Source organism: Brevibacillus brevis, from assembly GCF_022026395.1.
GTDB lineage: Bacteria > Bacillota > Bacilli > Brevibacillales > Brevibacillaceae > Brevibacillus.
Genome location: NZ_CP041767.1, coordinates 3,420,367 through 3,436,579, shown reverse-complemented (window position 1 = coordinate 3,436,579; position 16,213 = coordinate 3,420,367). Strand labels below are relative to the sequence as shown.

Below are 16,213 nucleotides of genomic sequence, written 5' to 3'. Positions count from 1 at the left end.
AGAGTAATATTGTAATGAATTTTTATTTAAATAAATTGCAAAAATTAATAATTAAAGGCTTGTCTTCTAATATTTGGGATAGTAAAATATTCCCAACTCACTCATATTCTTATAGTTTACCATCATATTAGTCCACGTGAATATTAGCAAATTAATGACCAATTTCCCCTGCCATACTCGTTGTAATGTGACCGTTACTCTAATCGTCGTGTTTATTCCACTACTAGAAAAGACAAAAGAACTAGCCATTTAAGAAGTACCATCTCATTTTGGCGATGGTTTCTTGCTGTGTATCACTTCAATAAAAATCAATTAAAGGGAATATAAGTAAAAACATGTAACTGGTCGCTTTTTCTTCCGGGTAAGTGGCGTTTTCGGGTAAAGGTTCCTAATATTCAGAATGGGGAGCTGTTTTCTCATTCCGCGTACCAGCCTGCGTCTACCCGGAAAAGAAAGCAGGAGACAGGCGATTCCTAAAACGAGTTATAGCTTGGGGAAATTCACTTCTCTTGTATCACGTGGGTAGAACAAAGAAGGGCTCTATCGGTTTTACAAATGCAAGAGGGAGCATTTGGAGTGGTTATGCTCACCAGGCAAGCTAGAAACTATCAAACACGGGACAAGGGAGGAACAACGCTTTGCATTTTGTTCAGACATTAGTAGAAGCACTAGAATTGTGGAAGAACGAGGACCATAAAGGCGTTACCTTCATTTTGGGAGACCAGAATGAGGTGTTTGTTTCTTATAAAGAACTGTATGAAGAAGCCCTCGGCTATTTATTTGTCCTCCAAAAAAGTGGAATCAAGCCTGGTGATGAGGTCGTTTTTCAAATTGAGGATAGTAATCTTCGAACTTTTGTCTGCCTTTTTTGGGCATGCTTACTCGGTGGAATGATTGCTGTTCCTATCTCCGTTGGGGATAACGAAGAGCATCGTCTTAAGCTGTTAAAGGTTTGGCGGACATTAATCAATCCATATCTCATTACGACGGACAGCGTGTGGAAACGACTGGAGGATTTCTTTCGTAAACACAACTACCTGACGGAAATGGAATCGTTGAAGTCGAAGTCCTTCCTGCTTGATGAGACCGGGAAAAGAGAAGAGAAGGGCACAATCTATTATCCTTCTGCTGATCATGTGGCCTTTATTCAATTTTCATCCGGGTCTACAGGAGATCCAAAAGGGGTTACCCTGACGCATGAAAACCTTGTCCATAATGTGCTTGCGATTAATAACAGACTTGGAACGACTGAGTCTGATTCATTTCTAAGCTGGATGCCCTTAACTCATGACATGGGGATGATCGGGTTCCATTTATCCCCGTTGTATGCAGGAGTTCAGCATTATTTTATTCATACCTCACTGTTTATCAGGCGGCCTACTCTATGGCTGAAGAAGGTAAGCGAGCACAAGGCGACAATTTCTTCTTCTCCGAACTTTGGATATAAATATGTGTTGTCCAGATTTAAACCGGAAGTGGCAGAGGGGTGGGATTTGTCCACGCTTCGCACGATTTTAAATGGAGCCGAACCTATTGCTTCCGAATTAATCCATCAGTTTTTGGATCAAATGAGTCCATATGGATTGAAGAAAACAAGCATGCTCCCGTGCTATGGATTGGCTGAAGCCTCTGTGGGAGTATCGATACCCGATCAGAACCTGCATTTTACAACGCTTTCTCTGGATCGTAGGTTTATTCAGGTAGGAAAGCCAATCAAGATGACGGATCAAACAAATCCAGAAGCACTCACCTTGGTAGAAGTCGGTTACCCCATCGATTTTTGCGAGGTAAGAATATGTGATGACGAGGATCGCGAGCTGCCAAGCGATACGGTTGGCCATATCCAGATTAGAGGGAAGAATGTAACTGCTGGATATTACAACAACCCTGCTGCTACCGCTAATGTAATGACGGATGATGGATGGCTCCGAACCGGGGATTTGGGTTTTATGCGAAATGAACGTCTTGTCATTACTGGGCGTGCGAAAGACATCATTTTCGTGAATGGTCAAAACGTTTACCCGCATGATATTGAGCGGATTGCTGAAGAAGTCGAAGGAGTCGAGCTTGGGAAGGTCGTTGCTTGCGGGGTATTCAACGAGGAAAGCAAAGAAGAAGACATTCTTGTGTTTATCCTTCACCGGAAAAGTGTAGAAGAGTTCATAGAGCTTTCCAAGAAAGTGAAAACGCATTTGAACGAGCGAACCGGATGGAGAATAAGCGAGGTCTTGCCGATTCAGCGCATCCCCAAAACAACGAGTGGAAAAGTGGAACGATATAGAGTGGCAAGGGAGTATCAGTCTGGAGCATTTCGAGATGTTTCCGAGGAAATGCGACGCCGAACCACTGAAGAGGTAAAAGAGGAGAGAGCTGATCAATCACCTCAGTCACGTGAAGAATTAGAGAAGCAAATGCTTGCCATTTGCCGCGAGGTGCTTCAATCAGACAGATTGGGACTAAACGACAGTTATTTTGACGTAGGCGCGTCCTCTATGCAGTTGACCCAGTTAGCAGGGCGGATAGAAGAGGAGATGGGGATCACGTTGGCGGTAACCGATTTGTTCGCCTATCCGACGATCGCCAGGCTTGCCCGCAGTCTCGTCCCTGAGGAAAAAACGGCTGATCATATTAAACAGACAGATACAACTGAACAGAAACAAAAGGATATCGCAATTATCGGGATTTCTTGTAAGTTCCCGCAGGCTCAGGATGTTGATCAATTTTGGCAAAACATCCGGGAAGGAAAGGATTGCATTCATGAGCTTCAAGGTCAGAGACGAAAGGACACAGAACAATATGTATCGCTGGTTAGAGGCGAGCAGGGCAATCCAACCCTTGTAGAAGGTGGTTATTTAGAGGAGATTGACAAATTTGATTATTCATTCTTCTCTATTACCCCAAAAGAAGCGAAGCTAATGGACCCCAACCAAAGGCTGTTCCTTCAAAATGCTTGGAATACGCTAGAGGATGCAGGCTATGGAGGGCACAAGCTTTCAGGGGAAAAAGTAGGGGTGTATGTCGGCTTCTCCAAGCTGGGATACGATTACGAACGCCTTTTGTCAGTGGTAAGTCCCAAGGATTTGCCTTCTTATGTAGTAGGCAACCTTCCTTCCATAATTGCAAGCCGCATTTCACACTTGCTTGATTTGCGTGGCCCTGCTGTCACCGTGGATACGGCCTGCTCGTCTTCCCTGGTTGCCGTTCATATGGCGTGCAAGGCTATCCAAAGCGGTGATTGTGAGATGGCATTGGCAGGGGGAGTCAAAACCATCCTGCTGGCGCAGAAGGCTGGAATTGGAATGGAATCCTCTGACAACCGTTCAAGGGCGTTTGACGATCAATCTGATGGAACGGGTTGGGGTGAAGGCGTAGCTTCTGTTTTGTTAAAACCTTTGGAAAAAGCCATCGAGGACGGGGATCACATCTATGCCGTGATAAAGGGAAGCGCAGTTAATCAAGACGGTGTTACAGTCGGGATTACCGCACCGAACTCACAGGCCCAGGCAGAATTAATTGTAGACGCTTGGGAGGATGCCCAAGTCGACCCTGAAACGATTAGCTATATAGAGACGCATGGAACGGGTACAAAGCTCGGGGACCCCGTTGAGCTGGATGGAATTCAGAGAGCTTTCCGACAATATACACAGAAGAAACAGTTTTGTGGAATCGGCACGGTCAAAGCGAATATTGGACATTTATATGAAGCAGCGGGAATCGCTGGATTGATTAAGGCTGCTTTGCAGTTAAAACACAAAGAGCTCCCAGCCCTCGTCCATTTCCAGAAACCCAATCGCAATTTCGCATTTGAAAAGTCCCCAGTCTATGTGCAAAACAGACTGGAAAAATGGGAAACAGATGGACATCCAAGGAGATGCGGGGTTAGCTCGTTTGGGTTTAGCGGTACCAATAGCCACATTATTTTAGAAGAATATGTGCCGGTAAATGAAGCGGAAATGACAGTCTCAGATGAAGTGCAAGTGTTTACCTTGTCGGCCAAATCCGAGTCAGCCCTTCAACGTCTGATTCAAAATTATCAGGAGTTTCTTTCTTCCCGTGGACCGCTTTCGTTGTCTGATTTGTGCTATACGGCAAACACCGGGAGAGAAACGCTTCCCTATAGGATTGCGCTCATTTTGCATAGCCGCAGCGATTTCGAACAAAAGCTCGACCGATTGGCGGTCCGGCTTGAAAATGATCGAGACGTTTTCGTCTACTCGCCTGGTAAAAAGCGCGTTCCAGAGGAAACCGTTCATCTATTGAGTCAATCCGTACGGGATGTGCAGGAAAAGTACCACACGGCTAGTGCAGAGATGAAGTATTCGTATGCAACGACATTATGCGATTTGTATGTACAGGGAGCTACGGTTGACTGGGATGCGTTCTACAGAGATGGCAAAAAGAGAAGAAAAATGCCATTGCCAGTCTATCCTTTCGATCAGCATCGCTCTTGGATTACAGATGATGTGATCAGTATCGTTCCAGAACAGACGAATACTATTAGCGGAAATAGAGGTGCTACTGTGTCAGAGATAGGAACTGCGCCAATCGCAAAAGTTCTGAAAGAGTTGGTTCATCATGCTTCAGGTTTTGCTGTAGAAGAAATTGATCCATCCCTCCATTTCTTGGAGCTAGGCTTGGATTCTATTATGCTCGTACAAATCAATCGTGAAATTCAGGAAAAGTTTGGAGTGGTCATTCCGGCCCAAGAGCTGTTTGAAACCATCACCAGCGTTGATATGTTAGCAGCGCACATCGCTCAGGAGTTATCAAGTAGCCCGGCTGTGGCTTCTGCCAAACAAATGGAATGGATGGCAATCGAGCAACCGCAAGCAAACGTAGTGGTTGAACAGAATGACGTTCAACGAATTCAACAAGCAGAGCCGAGTGAGCAATCCGCGAAAATGCCAGTCCCGATAAGATCAGGAGCGGTTGAAACCATTATCGAAAAGCAGATTTCGCTCTTATCTGACCATCAAAACCAAATGGCTACGTTGTTACAAAAGCAATTGGAGCTGTTGAATCAGGAACAAAGCTTTGTGTCAAAACAACACGTCGAATCTGTGACTGTTGCTCCCGAGATCAAAAAACCTGAGGCAAAACCATCGGTCAAGGTCAAAGGGAATGAAGAGGAACGCCAGAAGCCTTTTATACCGTATCAGCCACTGATGATCGGTGAACGAGGCAATTTTACGCCAACACAAAGAGAGTATCTGAACGCATTCATTCAAAGCTATACGGAAAAGACAAAGCAATCCAAGAAGTATACGCAAGAGCACCGATTTGTTCATGCCAACAATCGCAATGTGTCTGGATTCCGTTCCTATTGGAAGGAAATGGTATACCCGATTATTACGCAAGCATCAGTTGGCTCCAAAATGTGGGATCTGGATGGGAATGAATACGTCGATCTGACGATGGGTTTCGGTGTAAACCTGCTCGGTCATAATCCCGCATTTATCATGAAAAAGCTCGAGGAGCAGATTCAATCAGATCTACCTCCGCTGGGTCCTATGTCGGATGTAGCTGGAAGGGTAGCGGAGTTAATCAGCGAGCTAACCGGAGTGGAGCGTGTTGCCTTTTACAATTCGGGGACCGAGGCAGTAATGGTGGCACTGCGCCTGGCCAGAGCTGTTACAGGCCGTTCAAAAATCGCCTTGTTCTCCGGCTCCTATCACGGTACATTTGACGGCATTCTGACAGTTGCTGATCCTGAGTCCCAGGACGGGAAGGCCATACCGATGGCACCAGGTATTACCCAGCATACGGTGGATGACGTCCTGGTCTTGAACTACAACCATCCAAAATCAATCGAGCTGATCAAAAAACATGCCCATGAACTGGCCGCAGTATTGGTCGAGCCTGTTCAAAGCCGCCGTCCAGATCTACAGCCGGTGGAATTTTTGAAGGAAGTCAGAGAGATTACTAGCCAATCAGGAACTGCCCTTATTTTTGACGAGATCATTACGGGATTCCGCATACATCTTGGTGGCGCACAGGCATGGTATGGAATAGAAGCAGACCTCGTTACGTATGGGAAAGTTCCGGGTGGCGGCATGCCGATCGGTGTTGTAGCCGGGAAAGCCGCGTTCATGGATGCAGTTGATGGGGGAATTTGGAATTTTGGAGATCAGTCTTACCCGGTAAATGCGGAGAAAAAGACGTTTGTGGGCGGAACGTTCTGCACGCATCCACTCACGATGCATGCCGCCATCGCCACACTGGAATATTTGAAGGAACAGGGTCCCAAGCTTCAGGAAGCGTTGACTCAAAAGACCCTCTACTTGGTAGAAACACTTAACGCATACTTTAAAAACGAGCAGATTCCAATCCAGATGATCAATTGCGGTTCCTTGTTCCGCTTCGTATCGTTTACCGATATAGAATTGTTCTTCTATCATCTGATCAGCAAGGGCATTTATATATGGGAGGGCAGGAATTGCTTCCTTTCCACTGCTCATTCTGATGAGGATATCGAGAGACTGATCCAAGCGGTGAAGGAAAGTATTGATGATCTGCGCCGAGGAGGTTTTTTGCCGGAGCCACCCCCAACTTCTCCAAATGGAGGACGCAAACAAAATCAAGTCGTCGAATTGACAAACTTTACGAGACGGGATGGGCAAAAGCCAGAGGCAACGCTTGTGGAAAGGGTGGGGGAAGAACTGAGGCTTCCCCTTAGCCCCGAACAGAAACAAATGTGGTTTGCAGTCAAATATCGCGTGGAAGCATCCGCTGCTTTTAACGAGACCGCCACACTTCAGGTCGAGGGTGAGCTTGATATCCCTGTGTTTGAGCAGGCTGTCCAAGCCATGGTGGATCGCCATGAAGCGTTGCGAACCATCATTGATCCCAACGGAGAGTATCAGGTAGTTCTTCCCAAGAGGGACATACGTGTTCGAATCGTGGATTTGAGCCACCTTTCGTCTGAGGAACAGGAAGAAAAAAAGAATCAGCTGTTGGATGAACAAACAGGCACGCCATTTGAGCTGTCCTCTGAGGACCCGCTGTTTCGGGTAAGTGTCATCAAGCTGGCTCCTGCCAAATTCCTGACTTCCTACACCTTCCATCACATGATTGCGGATGGATGGTCCATGGCTGTGTTTATCAAAGAGCTGGATGATATCTACTCGGCCCTTACACAGAAACGCCCCATATCGCTCGAGCCTTCTACACCGTTTTCTGCTTACCGAAACTGGCAAGAAGATCAGATGCAGAAACCGGCGTTTCAGGAAGCGCTCGCGTACTGGAACGAAAAATTCGCAGATCCAATCCCCAAGCTCGTTTTTCCTTTAGGGCAACGAGAAACGGGAAAACCATCTTTTACAGGCGAGAGAATCACTTTCAAGATCGACAGTAGCATCACAAGAAAGGCAAGAAAAAGAAGCATTCAAAACAAGAACAGCCTGTTTATAACCTTGTTGGCTTCTTTTAACCTCTTCCTTCATCGCCTTCTTGGAAATAGAAAAATGGTGGTTGCGATTCCTACTGCGGGTCAGTCCCATATCGGTAAAATGTCCTTGATCGGAAACTGCGTCAATCTTTTGCCGATTTGCACGGAAATTGACGGAGATGATACGGCTGCGGATTATTTGTTCCGAGTGAAACAGGCGGTTGCGGAGATGGAAAAGCATCAAGCTTACTCCTTTGCTGCATTGGCTGAGAATTTGCCACCTCAAAACTTGCCGGAGCTTTCAGTGTTGTTCAATATGGATCGACCGCTTCATAACCTGACTTTCGCTCAAATGAAGGCTACGCTGCTGCCCAATCGGATCATTTACAGCAAGTACGATCTTTTTGTAAACGTGACAGAAGTGGGCGGAGAGCTTGTCGTAGATGTGGATGCACGAAGCGGGGTAGTAACCACGGAGATTCTTCGCCAGTGGGGCGTCTACTTTGCCAATCTCTTGCACCGTATTGGAGAAGACGATCAGGAAAGAATTCGTGCCCTATCACTTTTACAGCCCGACGAGATGGAAAAAATGAAACGCGAATCCAGTGGCAACCTGGGCAAATATACAGCAGAATGGACAGAGCTTTTGCAGGAAATGCCAGATGATCAGGTAGGACGAGCTTCCCTCTATGTCCTGGATCAGTATGAGCAACTGGCTCCTGTGGGTGCGGTCGGACAGGTGTATCTGGCTAATGAGGGACTCGACCATGCAGATCCGTCACATTGGCAACGAACAACGAAATCTGCTGTTCCGCTAGGAAATGGAGAAATCCAGATTATCCATTCAACCGATCGGCTTGCCGGGCAAAGAAGCATGAGCGGCAGAAAAGCAGAGCCAGCTGGAACGGCGACCGAAGAGACTATCAGAGTCATTTGGCAGGAAATCTTGGGAAGCTCCCCAATGTATCTGGATGATAATTTTTTTGAACAAGGCGGGAACTCCTTACAAGCGACTGTCATGCTCAGCAGAATTTACAAGGAATGCCACGTGCAAATTCCTTTGCATCAAATTTTTCAATCGCAGACGATACGTGAATTAGCCAAATATGTAGACTCATCAAAGCATCAAACTTTTACACCCATTCGTTCATGCGAGTTGCAGCCATACTATCAGTCTTCTTCCGCACAGAAAAGGATGTACATCCTCCAAGGTCTGGATGGAGGAACCGCCTATAACCTGTCCGGCTATTTACAATTTGATGGGGAAGTGGAACTTGATCGTCTGATTCACTCTTTGCAACAGGTTGTCCAGAGACATGATTCTTTCCGGACCAACTTTGTCATTAGGGATAATGAAGTCGTGCAAGTTCTACATGATGATCTGTCATTTGATATTGAGGTCCAACACTTGTCCGAAGAGGATGTAAATGAGGCGATTCGCACCTTTATCCAGCCATTTGATCTCAGCAAAGCACCACTTATTCGGGCGAAAATCTTCCAAGTGTCAGCCAAGCGCTTCATTGTGGCAGTGGACATGCACCACATTATTTCGGACGGCTATTCGGTTTCTCTGTTTATCCGTGAGCTGCTCCATACGTATAGAGGAGAATCACTGCCTGAGCTCAGCGTGACGTATAAAGATTTCGTGGCATGGGAGCAAGAGAGGGAGCAGTCAGAACAGCTCTCGGCTCAAAGGGAGTACTGGCTTGAGCAATTTGGCCAAGGAGAGCTCCCAGTACTGAAGCTCCCCGTTGATTACCAAAGACCGCCGGTTCAATCCTATGAAGGTGACCGCTTGTTGATGGGAATCAGCGAGGAAGTCAGGAAGCAGTTACTCCAATTGGCAAGGGAAACTGACACGACCTTGTATATGGTCTTGCTTGCTGCTTACAATGTACTGCTTTATCGATACACGGGGCAGGAGGAGCTGATTGTCGGTTCTGCTGTGGCGGGAAGACAACACCCTGATTTGGAACGAATGATCGGCATGTTTGTAAATACGTTGGCGATCCGTAACTATCCTACAGGAAGCAAGACCTTTAAGGACTTCCTGAAAGAAGTGAAAAATCAAGCCCTCCTTGCCTTTGAAAATCAGGAGTACCCATTTGAAAAGCTGGTTGATGCTCTTCAATTAAACAAAGATTTGAGCCGGAATCCTTTATTTGATACCATGTTTGATTACCATTATGAATCCTTTGACGACGTGGCCTCAGATGATTTCAAAGTCACGACGTATGAATATCCAAAAGGCGTGTCCCTTTTTGATCTCAGTCTTGATGTCCATGACGATGGGACAACGCTCACTTGCCAATTTGATTACAGCACGCATCTGTTTAAACGCGATACGGTTGAGCGAATGGCTAATCATTTTGCCAAGATACTTCACTCCATTGTGCAGTCTAATGAGAGTTGCCTAGCGGATCTGGAGTACTTGTCCAGCGAAGACATCAAGCAGGTGGTTGCCGACTTTAATCAAGCGAGAAAGCAAATCCCCGCTCCTCTCTATCCAACTTTCTATGAATGGTTTGAGGCAGAAGCAATACGCCATGCAGAGCAAGTCGCCGTCTCCTACGGGGAAGAGCAGATCAGCTATCAGGAACTCAATGCGAAAGCAAACCGTCTGGCCCGGACGCTACGTGTTCAGGGTGTAAGGCCAAACAGCTCTGTTGCGATTTTGGCAGAGCGCTCGATTAACATGGTCGTCGCTGTTCTGGCGGTCATGAAGGCGGGTGGTGCCTATGTTCCGATTGATCCTCAGTATCCGAAGGACCGCATTTCGTTCATGCTGGAAGACAGTCAGGCAACGGTCATGCTGGTCAATCAAAATGGACAGAGCGGAGTAGAATTCAGCGGCGCCGTAATCGATCTGGACGCCGAGGCCAGTTACAGGGAGGATTCGTCCAATCTCGATGCCATCTCCGGACCGAGCGATCTCGCTTATATCATTTATACATCCGGCACTACTGGCAAGCCCAAAGGGGTCATGATCGAGCATCGCAACCTGGTGAGTGTAGCCAATACATGGCGGTACGAGTACGAACTCGAACAGATGAATGTGAATCTTTTGCAGATGGCTAGTTTCTCATTTGACGTGTTTGCAGGGGATTTATGCAGAGCTCTTTTGCATGGTGGACATTTGGTGATTTGTCCGAGTGATGTAAGGATTGATCTTCCGGCTCTTTATCAGTGGTTGACCCGGTACGAAATTTCCTTGTTTGAATCGACACCTGCTCTTGTTCTTCCTTTTATGGAGTACATTTATCAAAATGGATTGCCGCTCGATCATCTGAAACTGCTAATTCTTGGTTCAGATACATGCCAAAGCGAAGCGTTTGTCCGCTTGGTCGAGCGTTTCGGGCAGATCAAAATCATCAATAGCTATGGGGTCACGGAGGCTGCTATTGATTCCAGCTACTTCGAAATGGCTGGCGATACCGAAATGACGACCGGAAATGTTCCGATCGGAAAACCGCTGCAAAACACAGAATTTTATGTGCTGGATTCCCAATTGCGGCCACAGCCGGTAGGTGTGTACGGTGAACTATATATCGGCGGAGCAGGTGTTGCGCGGGGGTATCTGAACCGAGAGGAATTAACCCGTGAGCGCTTCATCCCAAATCCTTTCCGTCCTGGTGAGTCCATGTATAAAACCGGCGATATTGTGCGCTGGATGGCAGATGGAAATATAGAGTTTGTTGGTCGTTCGGACTACCAATTGAAGATTCGTGGATACCGTGTGGAGCTGGGTGAAGTCGAAAATCAGCTGTTACGTCATGAAAAGGTTCGCAATGCCATTGTGCTCCCAAAGACAAAGGGAGATGAATCCGTTGTATTGTGCGCATATTACACGACGGATGAGGGAGTAAGTCCATCCGAAATCAAGGGATTTTTAGCCGATTCCTTGCCTGAGTTCATGGTTCCGACCTTTATCATCCCATTGGCAGAGTTGCCTGTGACGCCAAACGGCAAAATCGATCGGAATGCTTTGCCTGAACCTGATCTGTCTAAGCTGGTATCCGAGGAATACGTAGCGCCTTCGACAGAAAATGAGAGAAAAGTTGTAGAAATATGGCAAGAGGTCTTGGGGATCGAGCGAGTCGGCGTTCTGGATCGATTCTTTGAAATCGGTGGACATTCGCTACATGCTGCCATTCTCCTTGCCAAAGTGAACAAGGAGTGGCAGGTAGAAATTCCGCTGCGAGCCGTTTTCCAAAATCCTACCGTCAGGAGTTTTGCCCACGTCATTTCCGAAGCGACTCAAGCAGAAATGCCGTTGATTCAGTCGGTTGGAAAACAAGAGCATTATGAGCTCTCTCCTTCACAAAAAAGGATTTTCACCGTTCAATCACTCGATGAAACGAGTGTGGCCTATAACATGGCAGGCGCTTTGGTTCTTTCCGGACAGCTCGATTCTGTGGCATTGGAAAACGCATTCCAGTCCCTTATCCAAAGGCATGAGGCGTTCCGTACTTTCTTCGACTACGTAAATGGTGAACCGAAACAATTTGTCCATGACTCTGTCCGTTTTGCCATCGATCATGCTCACGCAGAGGACAGTCCGGAGAGTATAGAAAATCTCATTCGGACGTTCATTCAGCCGTTCGAACTGAACCAGGCACCATTATTGCGCGTCAAGCTGTTCAAACTGGTGGAGGACAAGCATTTACTCCTGATCGACATGCACCACATCATTGCAGATGGAACATCGGTGAGCATCGTCATTGATGAGTTAAATCAACTGTACAACGGGCAAAATCCAGAACCACTCACCGTCCAGTACAAGGACTATTCAGCTTGGCTGAAACAGATCAAGACGACGGGGCAGTCGCATAGGCAGGAGCAGTTCTGGATAGATGAATTCAGCGGGGAACTACCTGTCATGAATTTGCCTACGGACTATCCGCGACCCCAGTTTCAGAGTTTTGAAGGGGGTACGGTCGAAAGCGAGATTGAGGCGGATGTATCCCGTAGATTGCACGCTGTGGCGAAGGAAGCAAACGTAACAGTCTTTTCGATTCTATTGGCGGCGTACAACGTTTTGTTGTCCAAATATACCGGGCAAGAGGACATTGTCGTAGGGACTCCGGTGGCAGGACGAAACCACACCGATGTTCAAAATGTAGTGGGAATGTTTGTAAATACGCTTGCCCTGCGAAACTATCCAGCAGGCAGCAAGACGTTCCGCGAGTTTGTCCGAGAACTAAGTGAGAAGTCACTGTTGGCGTTTGAACATCAGGATTATCCATTGGAAGACCTGGTAGAAAAGCTACAGGTTCGACGCGACCCAAGCAGGAATCCGTTGTTTGACACCATGTTCTCCTTTGACAATGTGGCAGATACGGCCTTTGACTGGAACGGGGTAGACGTCAGGCTTTATCCATTCCAAACGAAAATATCCAAGTTAGACATCGTCATGAATGTCGAGACGAGAGATGATAGATTTTTTGTGGAGTGCGAATATAGCACCAGCCTATTTAAGCCTGAAACGATGGCGCGTTTTATCAACCATTTTACCAACGTACTGAGTCAGGTAGCGGCGAACATGGATATTCTTGTGGGCGAGATTGACCTCATGTCTCCGGAAGAAGTGCAGATTTTGGAGAAGCTCAGCAATGATACGAAGCGAGAGTATCCGGTGGTACAACCGATCCATATAGCTATCGAGGAATCAGCCAGACTTTATCCGAATCGAATTGCCGTTTCTTACCAAGGCTCGACAATCACTTACCAACAACTGAACGAAAAAGCCAACGCAGTCGCATCTGATCTGCTGAAACGCGGTATAGGAAAAGGCAAGTACGTACCTGTGCTTATGGAAAGAAGTCTGGAATTGGTCGTATCGTTATTGGGTGTAATGAAGACGGGAGCTGCGTTTTCACCATTGGACATTCAGTGGCCTGTCGATCGACTCCAGTCTGTTATTGCCGAGCTGGGTAGCGAGTTCGTATTCGTAGAATCTGGACATGCCTTTACGGAAACGGATCTGGGAGCGAAATTGGTCGAGATTGATCTGGGGCAATTGACAACGGAAGTGGAAAATCCTAATTTGTCCGTATCGCCGGAAGACCCCATCTATGTCATTTTTACTTCTGGTTCAACAGGCAAACCAAAAGGAGTCGTCGTACCGCATAGAGGGATCGTCAACCGCTTTAACTGGATGGATGATTACTTTGGACAAGAAGCAGCGCAATCTGTCCTTCAGACTACCAACCATGTATATGACAGTGCCATTTGGCAATTCTTCTGGCCGCTGACCAATGGCGGAAAAACAGTACTGCCTACTACAGGAATGACTGTTTCGGCTGATTACATGGCTGGAATCATTGAAGATGAACAAATTACCTTAACTGATTTCGTCCCATCTGTTTTTAATGTGATCGTGAATCAGTTAGCTGAAAATCTCGAACTGCAGGGCAAATTACAATCGCTCAAAAAGATCATTATCGGCGGCGAGGAAATTGTTCCGTCTACTGTTTCCAAATTCCTGAAAATATTCCAGTATGTATCTCCGACAAATTTGTATGGTCCGACAGAAGCAAGTATCGGATGCATTGCCTATCAAATTACGGGAGAAGAAGATCGCATCCCAATTGGAAAACCGATTTTCAACACGAAAATCCTTCTACTCGATGCGTATGGAAAACGAGTGCCGATAGGAGTACCTGGAGAAATCCACATTTCAGGCATGCCGCTTGGGTTAGGTTATTTGCATAACGAGCAGCTAACGAGACAGAGCTTTGTCGATAATCCATATGCGGAACCGGGTTACGAAAAAATGTATAAGACAGGAGACCTGGCTGTCTATTTACCGGATGGGAACATCCACTTCCTGGGCAGGAAGGATTTCCAAATCAAAATCAGGGGATATCGAATCGAGCCAGGGGAAATTGAAAGCAAGCTGCTTTCGCTGGAACAGGTAAAAGAAGCAATCGTTATCGCCAGAGAAGAAGAAAATGGAAGCAAGTACTTATGCGCGTATATTGTGACTGAGCATGAGCTTTCGGCTGACGAGTGGAGAGACCTGCTCGCGAAAGATTTGCCCGATTACATGATCCCGTCTTTCTTCGTCCGACTAGACGCTATGCCGATTACCGCAGTTGGAAAAGTGGATCGGAAAAAACTCCCTCTGCCTGATCGCTCTCTCTTGGTGGAAGAACACATCGTCGAGCCGTCCGATGAACAGGAACAAATCATGGTCACTATCTGGAAGGATGTGCTGGGGCTTGCACAAGTAAGTGTGACCCACAACTTCTTTGAGCTTGGGGGAGACTCCATTAAAGCTCTTCAGATGATAGCGAGATTGAGGAGTCATGGGTATGAGCTCCGATTGAAAGACTTGTTCCAAAACCCGCGTATTCGCAATGCAGCCAGATATCTCCAGCCGCTGACCAGACAAATTGATCAAGGGCCTGTAATGGGAGCAGTAGCATTGACACCGATCCAGATGAACTTCTTTGAGCAAAACCATCAGAACCCTCATCATTACAATCAATCTGTCATGTTGTACAGAGAAGCTGGCTTCGAACCAGAGTTAGTTCAACAAGCATTTACGAAGCTGATTGAGCATCATGATGCGTTGCGAATGAAATTCCAAATGAATGAGTCAGACATTGTCCAACAACATCGGAACCTGGACGAGTGTCTCGTTCCCATCATGATCAGGGAGTTTTCGTCTCAAAGCGTAGAGGAGATGGAGCAAGCTGCACAGCTTATTCAGGAAGGAATCGATTTGACGGATACTGCGTTGGTAAATCTCGGTCTTTTCCGAACAGAAGCTGGAGATCACTTGTTAATTGTGATTCATCATCTCGTTGTCGATGGCGTCTCATGGCGGATTCTCTTGGAAGATTTCCATACCGTGTATGACGCCTTGCTGCAGGAAGAAGAGCCTGTCTTGCCTATGAAAACCGATTCCTATCAAACATGGTCAGAAGAATTGCAAAAATATGCGCAGGGAAGCGAGATTCAACAGGAAATCAGTTATTGGAAGCAGGTAGAGGAAACGCCATTCTCTCCTCTGGCAAAGGCGGAAACGGTTGGGGCACCGCTTATGCAAGATACAACAGATGTCACCATCGAGCTTGATGAAGCTTACACAGAAAAGCTGCTTAAGCATAGTCACCAGGCTTATAACACGGAAGTGAATGATTTGTTGCTTACGGCGTTGGGTTCGGCGGTAAAAGAGTGGGCTGGGATAGAGCATGTGCTCGTCAATCTGGAGGGACATGGCAGAGAAGAGATCGTGAAGGGCATCGATATTTCACGCACGGTCGGTTGGTTTACAGCCCAGTATCCATTCGTACTGGATATGAGCCGATCAGAATCGCTTGGCTACCAGATCAAAATGGTGAAAGACAGCCTGCGACGTGTGCCGAACAAAGGTATTGGATACAGTATTTTACAGTATCTGTCTGCGAGACAAACCGATGTTCCGTTAACGTTCCAGGTAAAGCCCGAGATCAGTTTTAACTACTTGGGTCAGTTCGATACAGACTTGGAATCAGAGAGCATAACGACTTCCTCCCTCTCTCCGGGACGAGAAATCAGTCCGACCGCCATTCGTTCCTTTGCGCTTGATGTGAATGGAATGGTCGTGAATCGCAAGCTGACACTTACTTTTACTTATCATCGTGAAGAGTTTGAAGAAGGAACCATTCAGCGCCTCGTGGATGCCTACCGAGATAAAATCGTAGAAATCATTACGCACTGCTTATCGAAAGAGTCAGTCGAGCAAAGCCCAACAGATTTCACATACGATGAGCTGTCCATTGAGGAGTTAGATCATCTTTCTCAACTGCTGGGTGAAAAAATTCAATGATAGATGGT

The 16,213-nt window shown here is 46.7% G+C and carries 1 protein-coding gene; it reads left to right on the top strand.

Features of this window, described 5'->3' with window-relative positions; translation table 11 throughout:
- Positions 1-638 precede the first annotated feature (638 nt).
- Positions 639-16,205, top strand: coding sequence for a non-ribosomal peptide synthetase/type I polyketide synthase (locus tag FO446_RS16220; protein WP_237898525.1), 15,567 nt, complete (start codon positions 639-641; stop codon positions 16,203-16,205).
- The last annotated feature ends 8 nt before the right edge of the window (positions 16,206-16,213 follow it).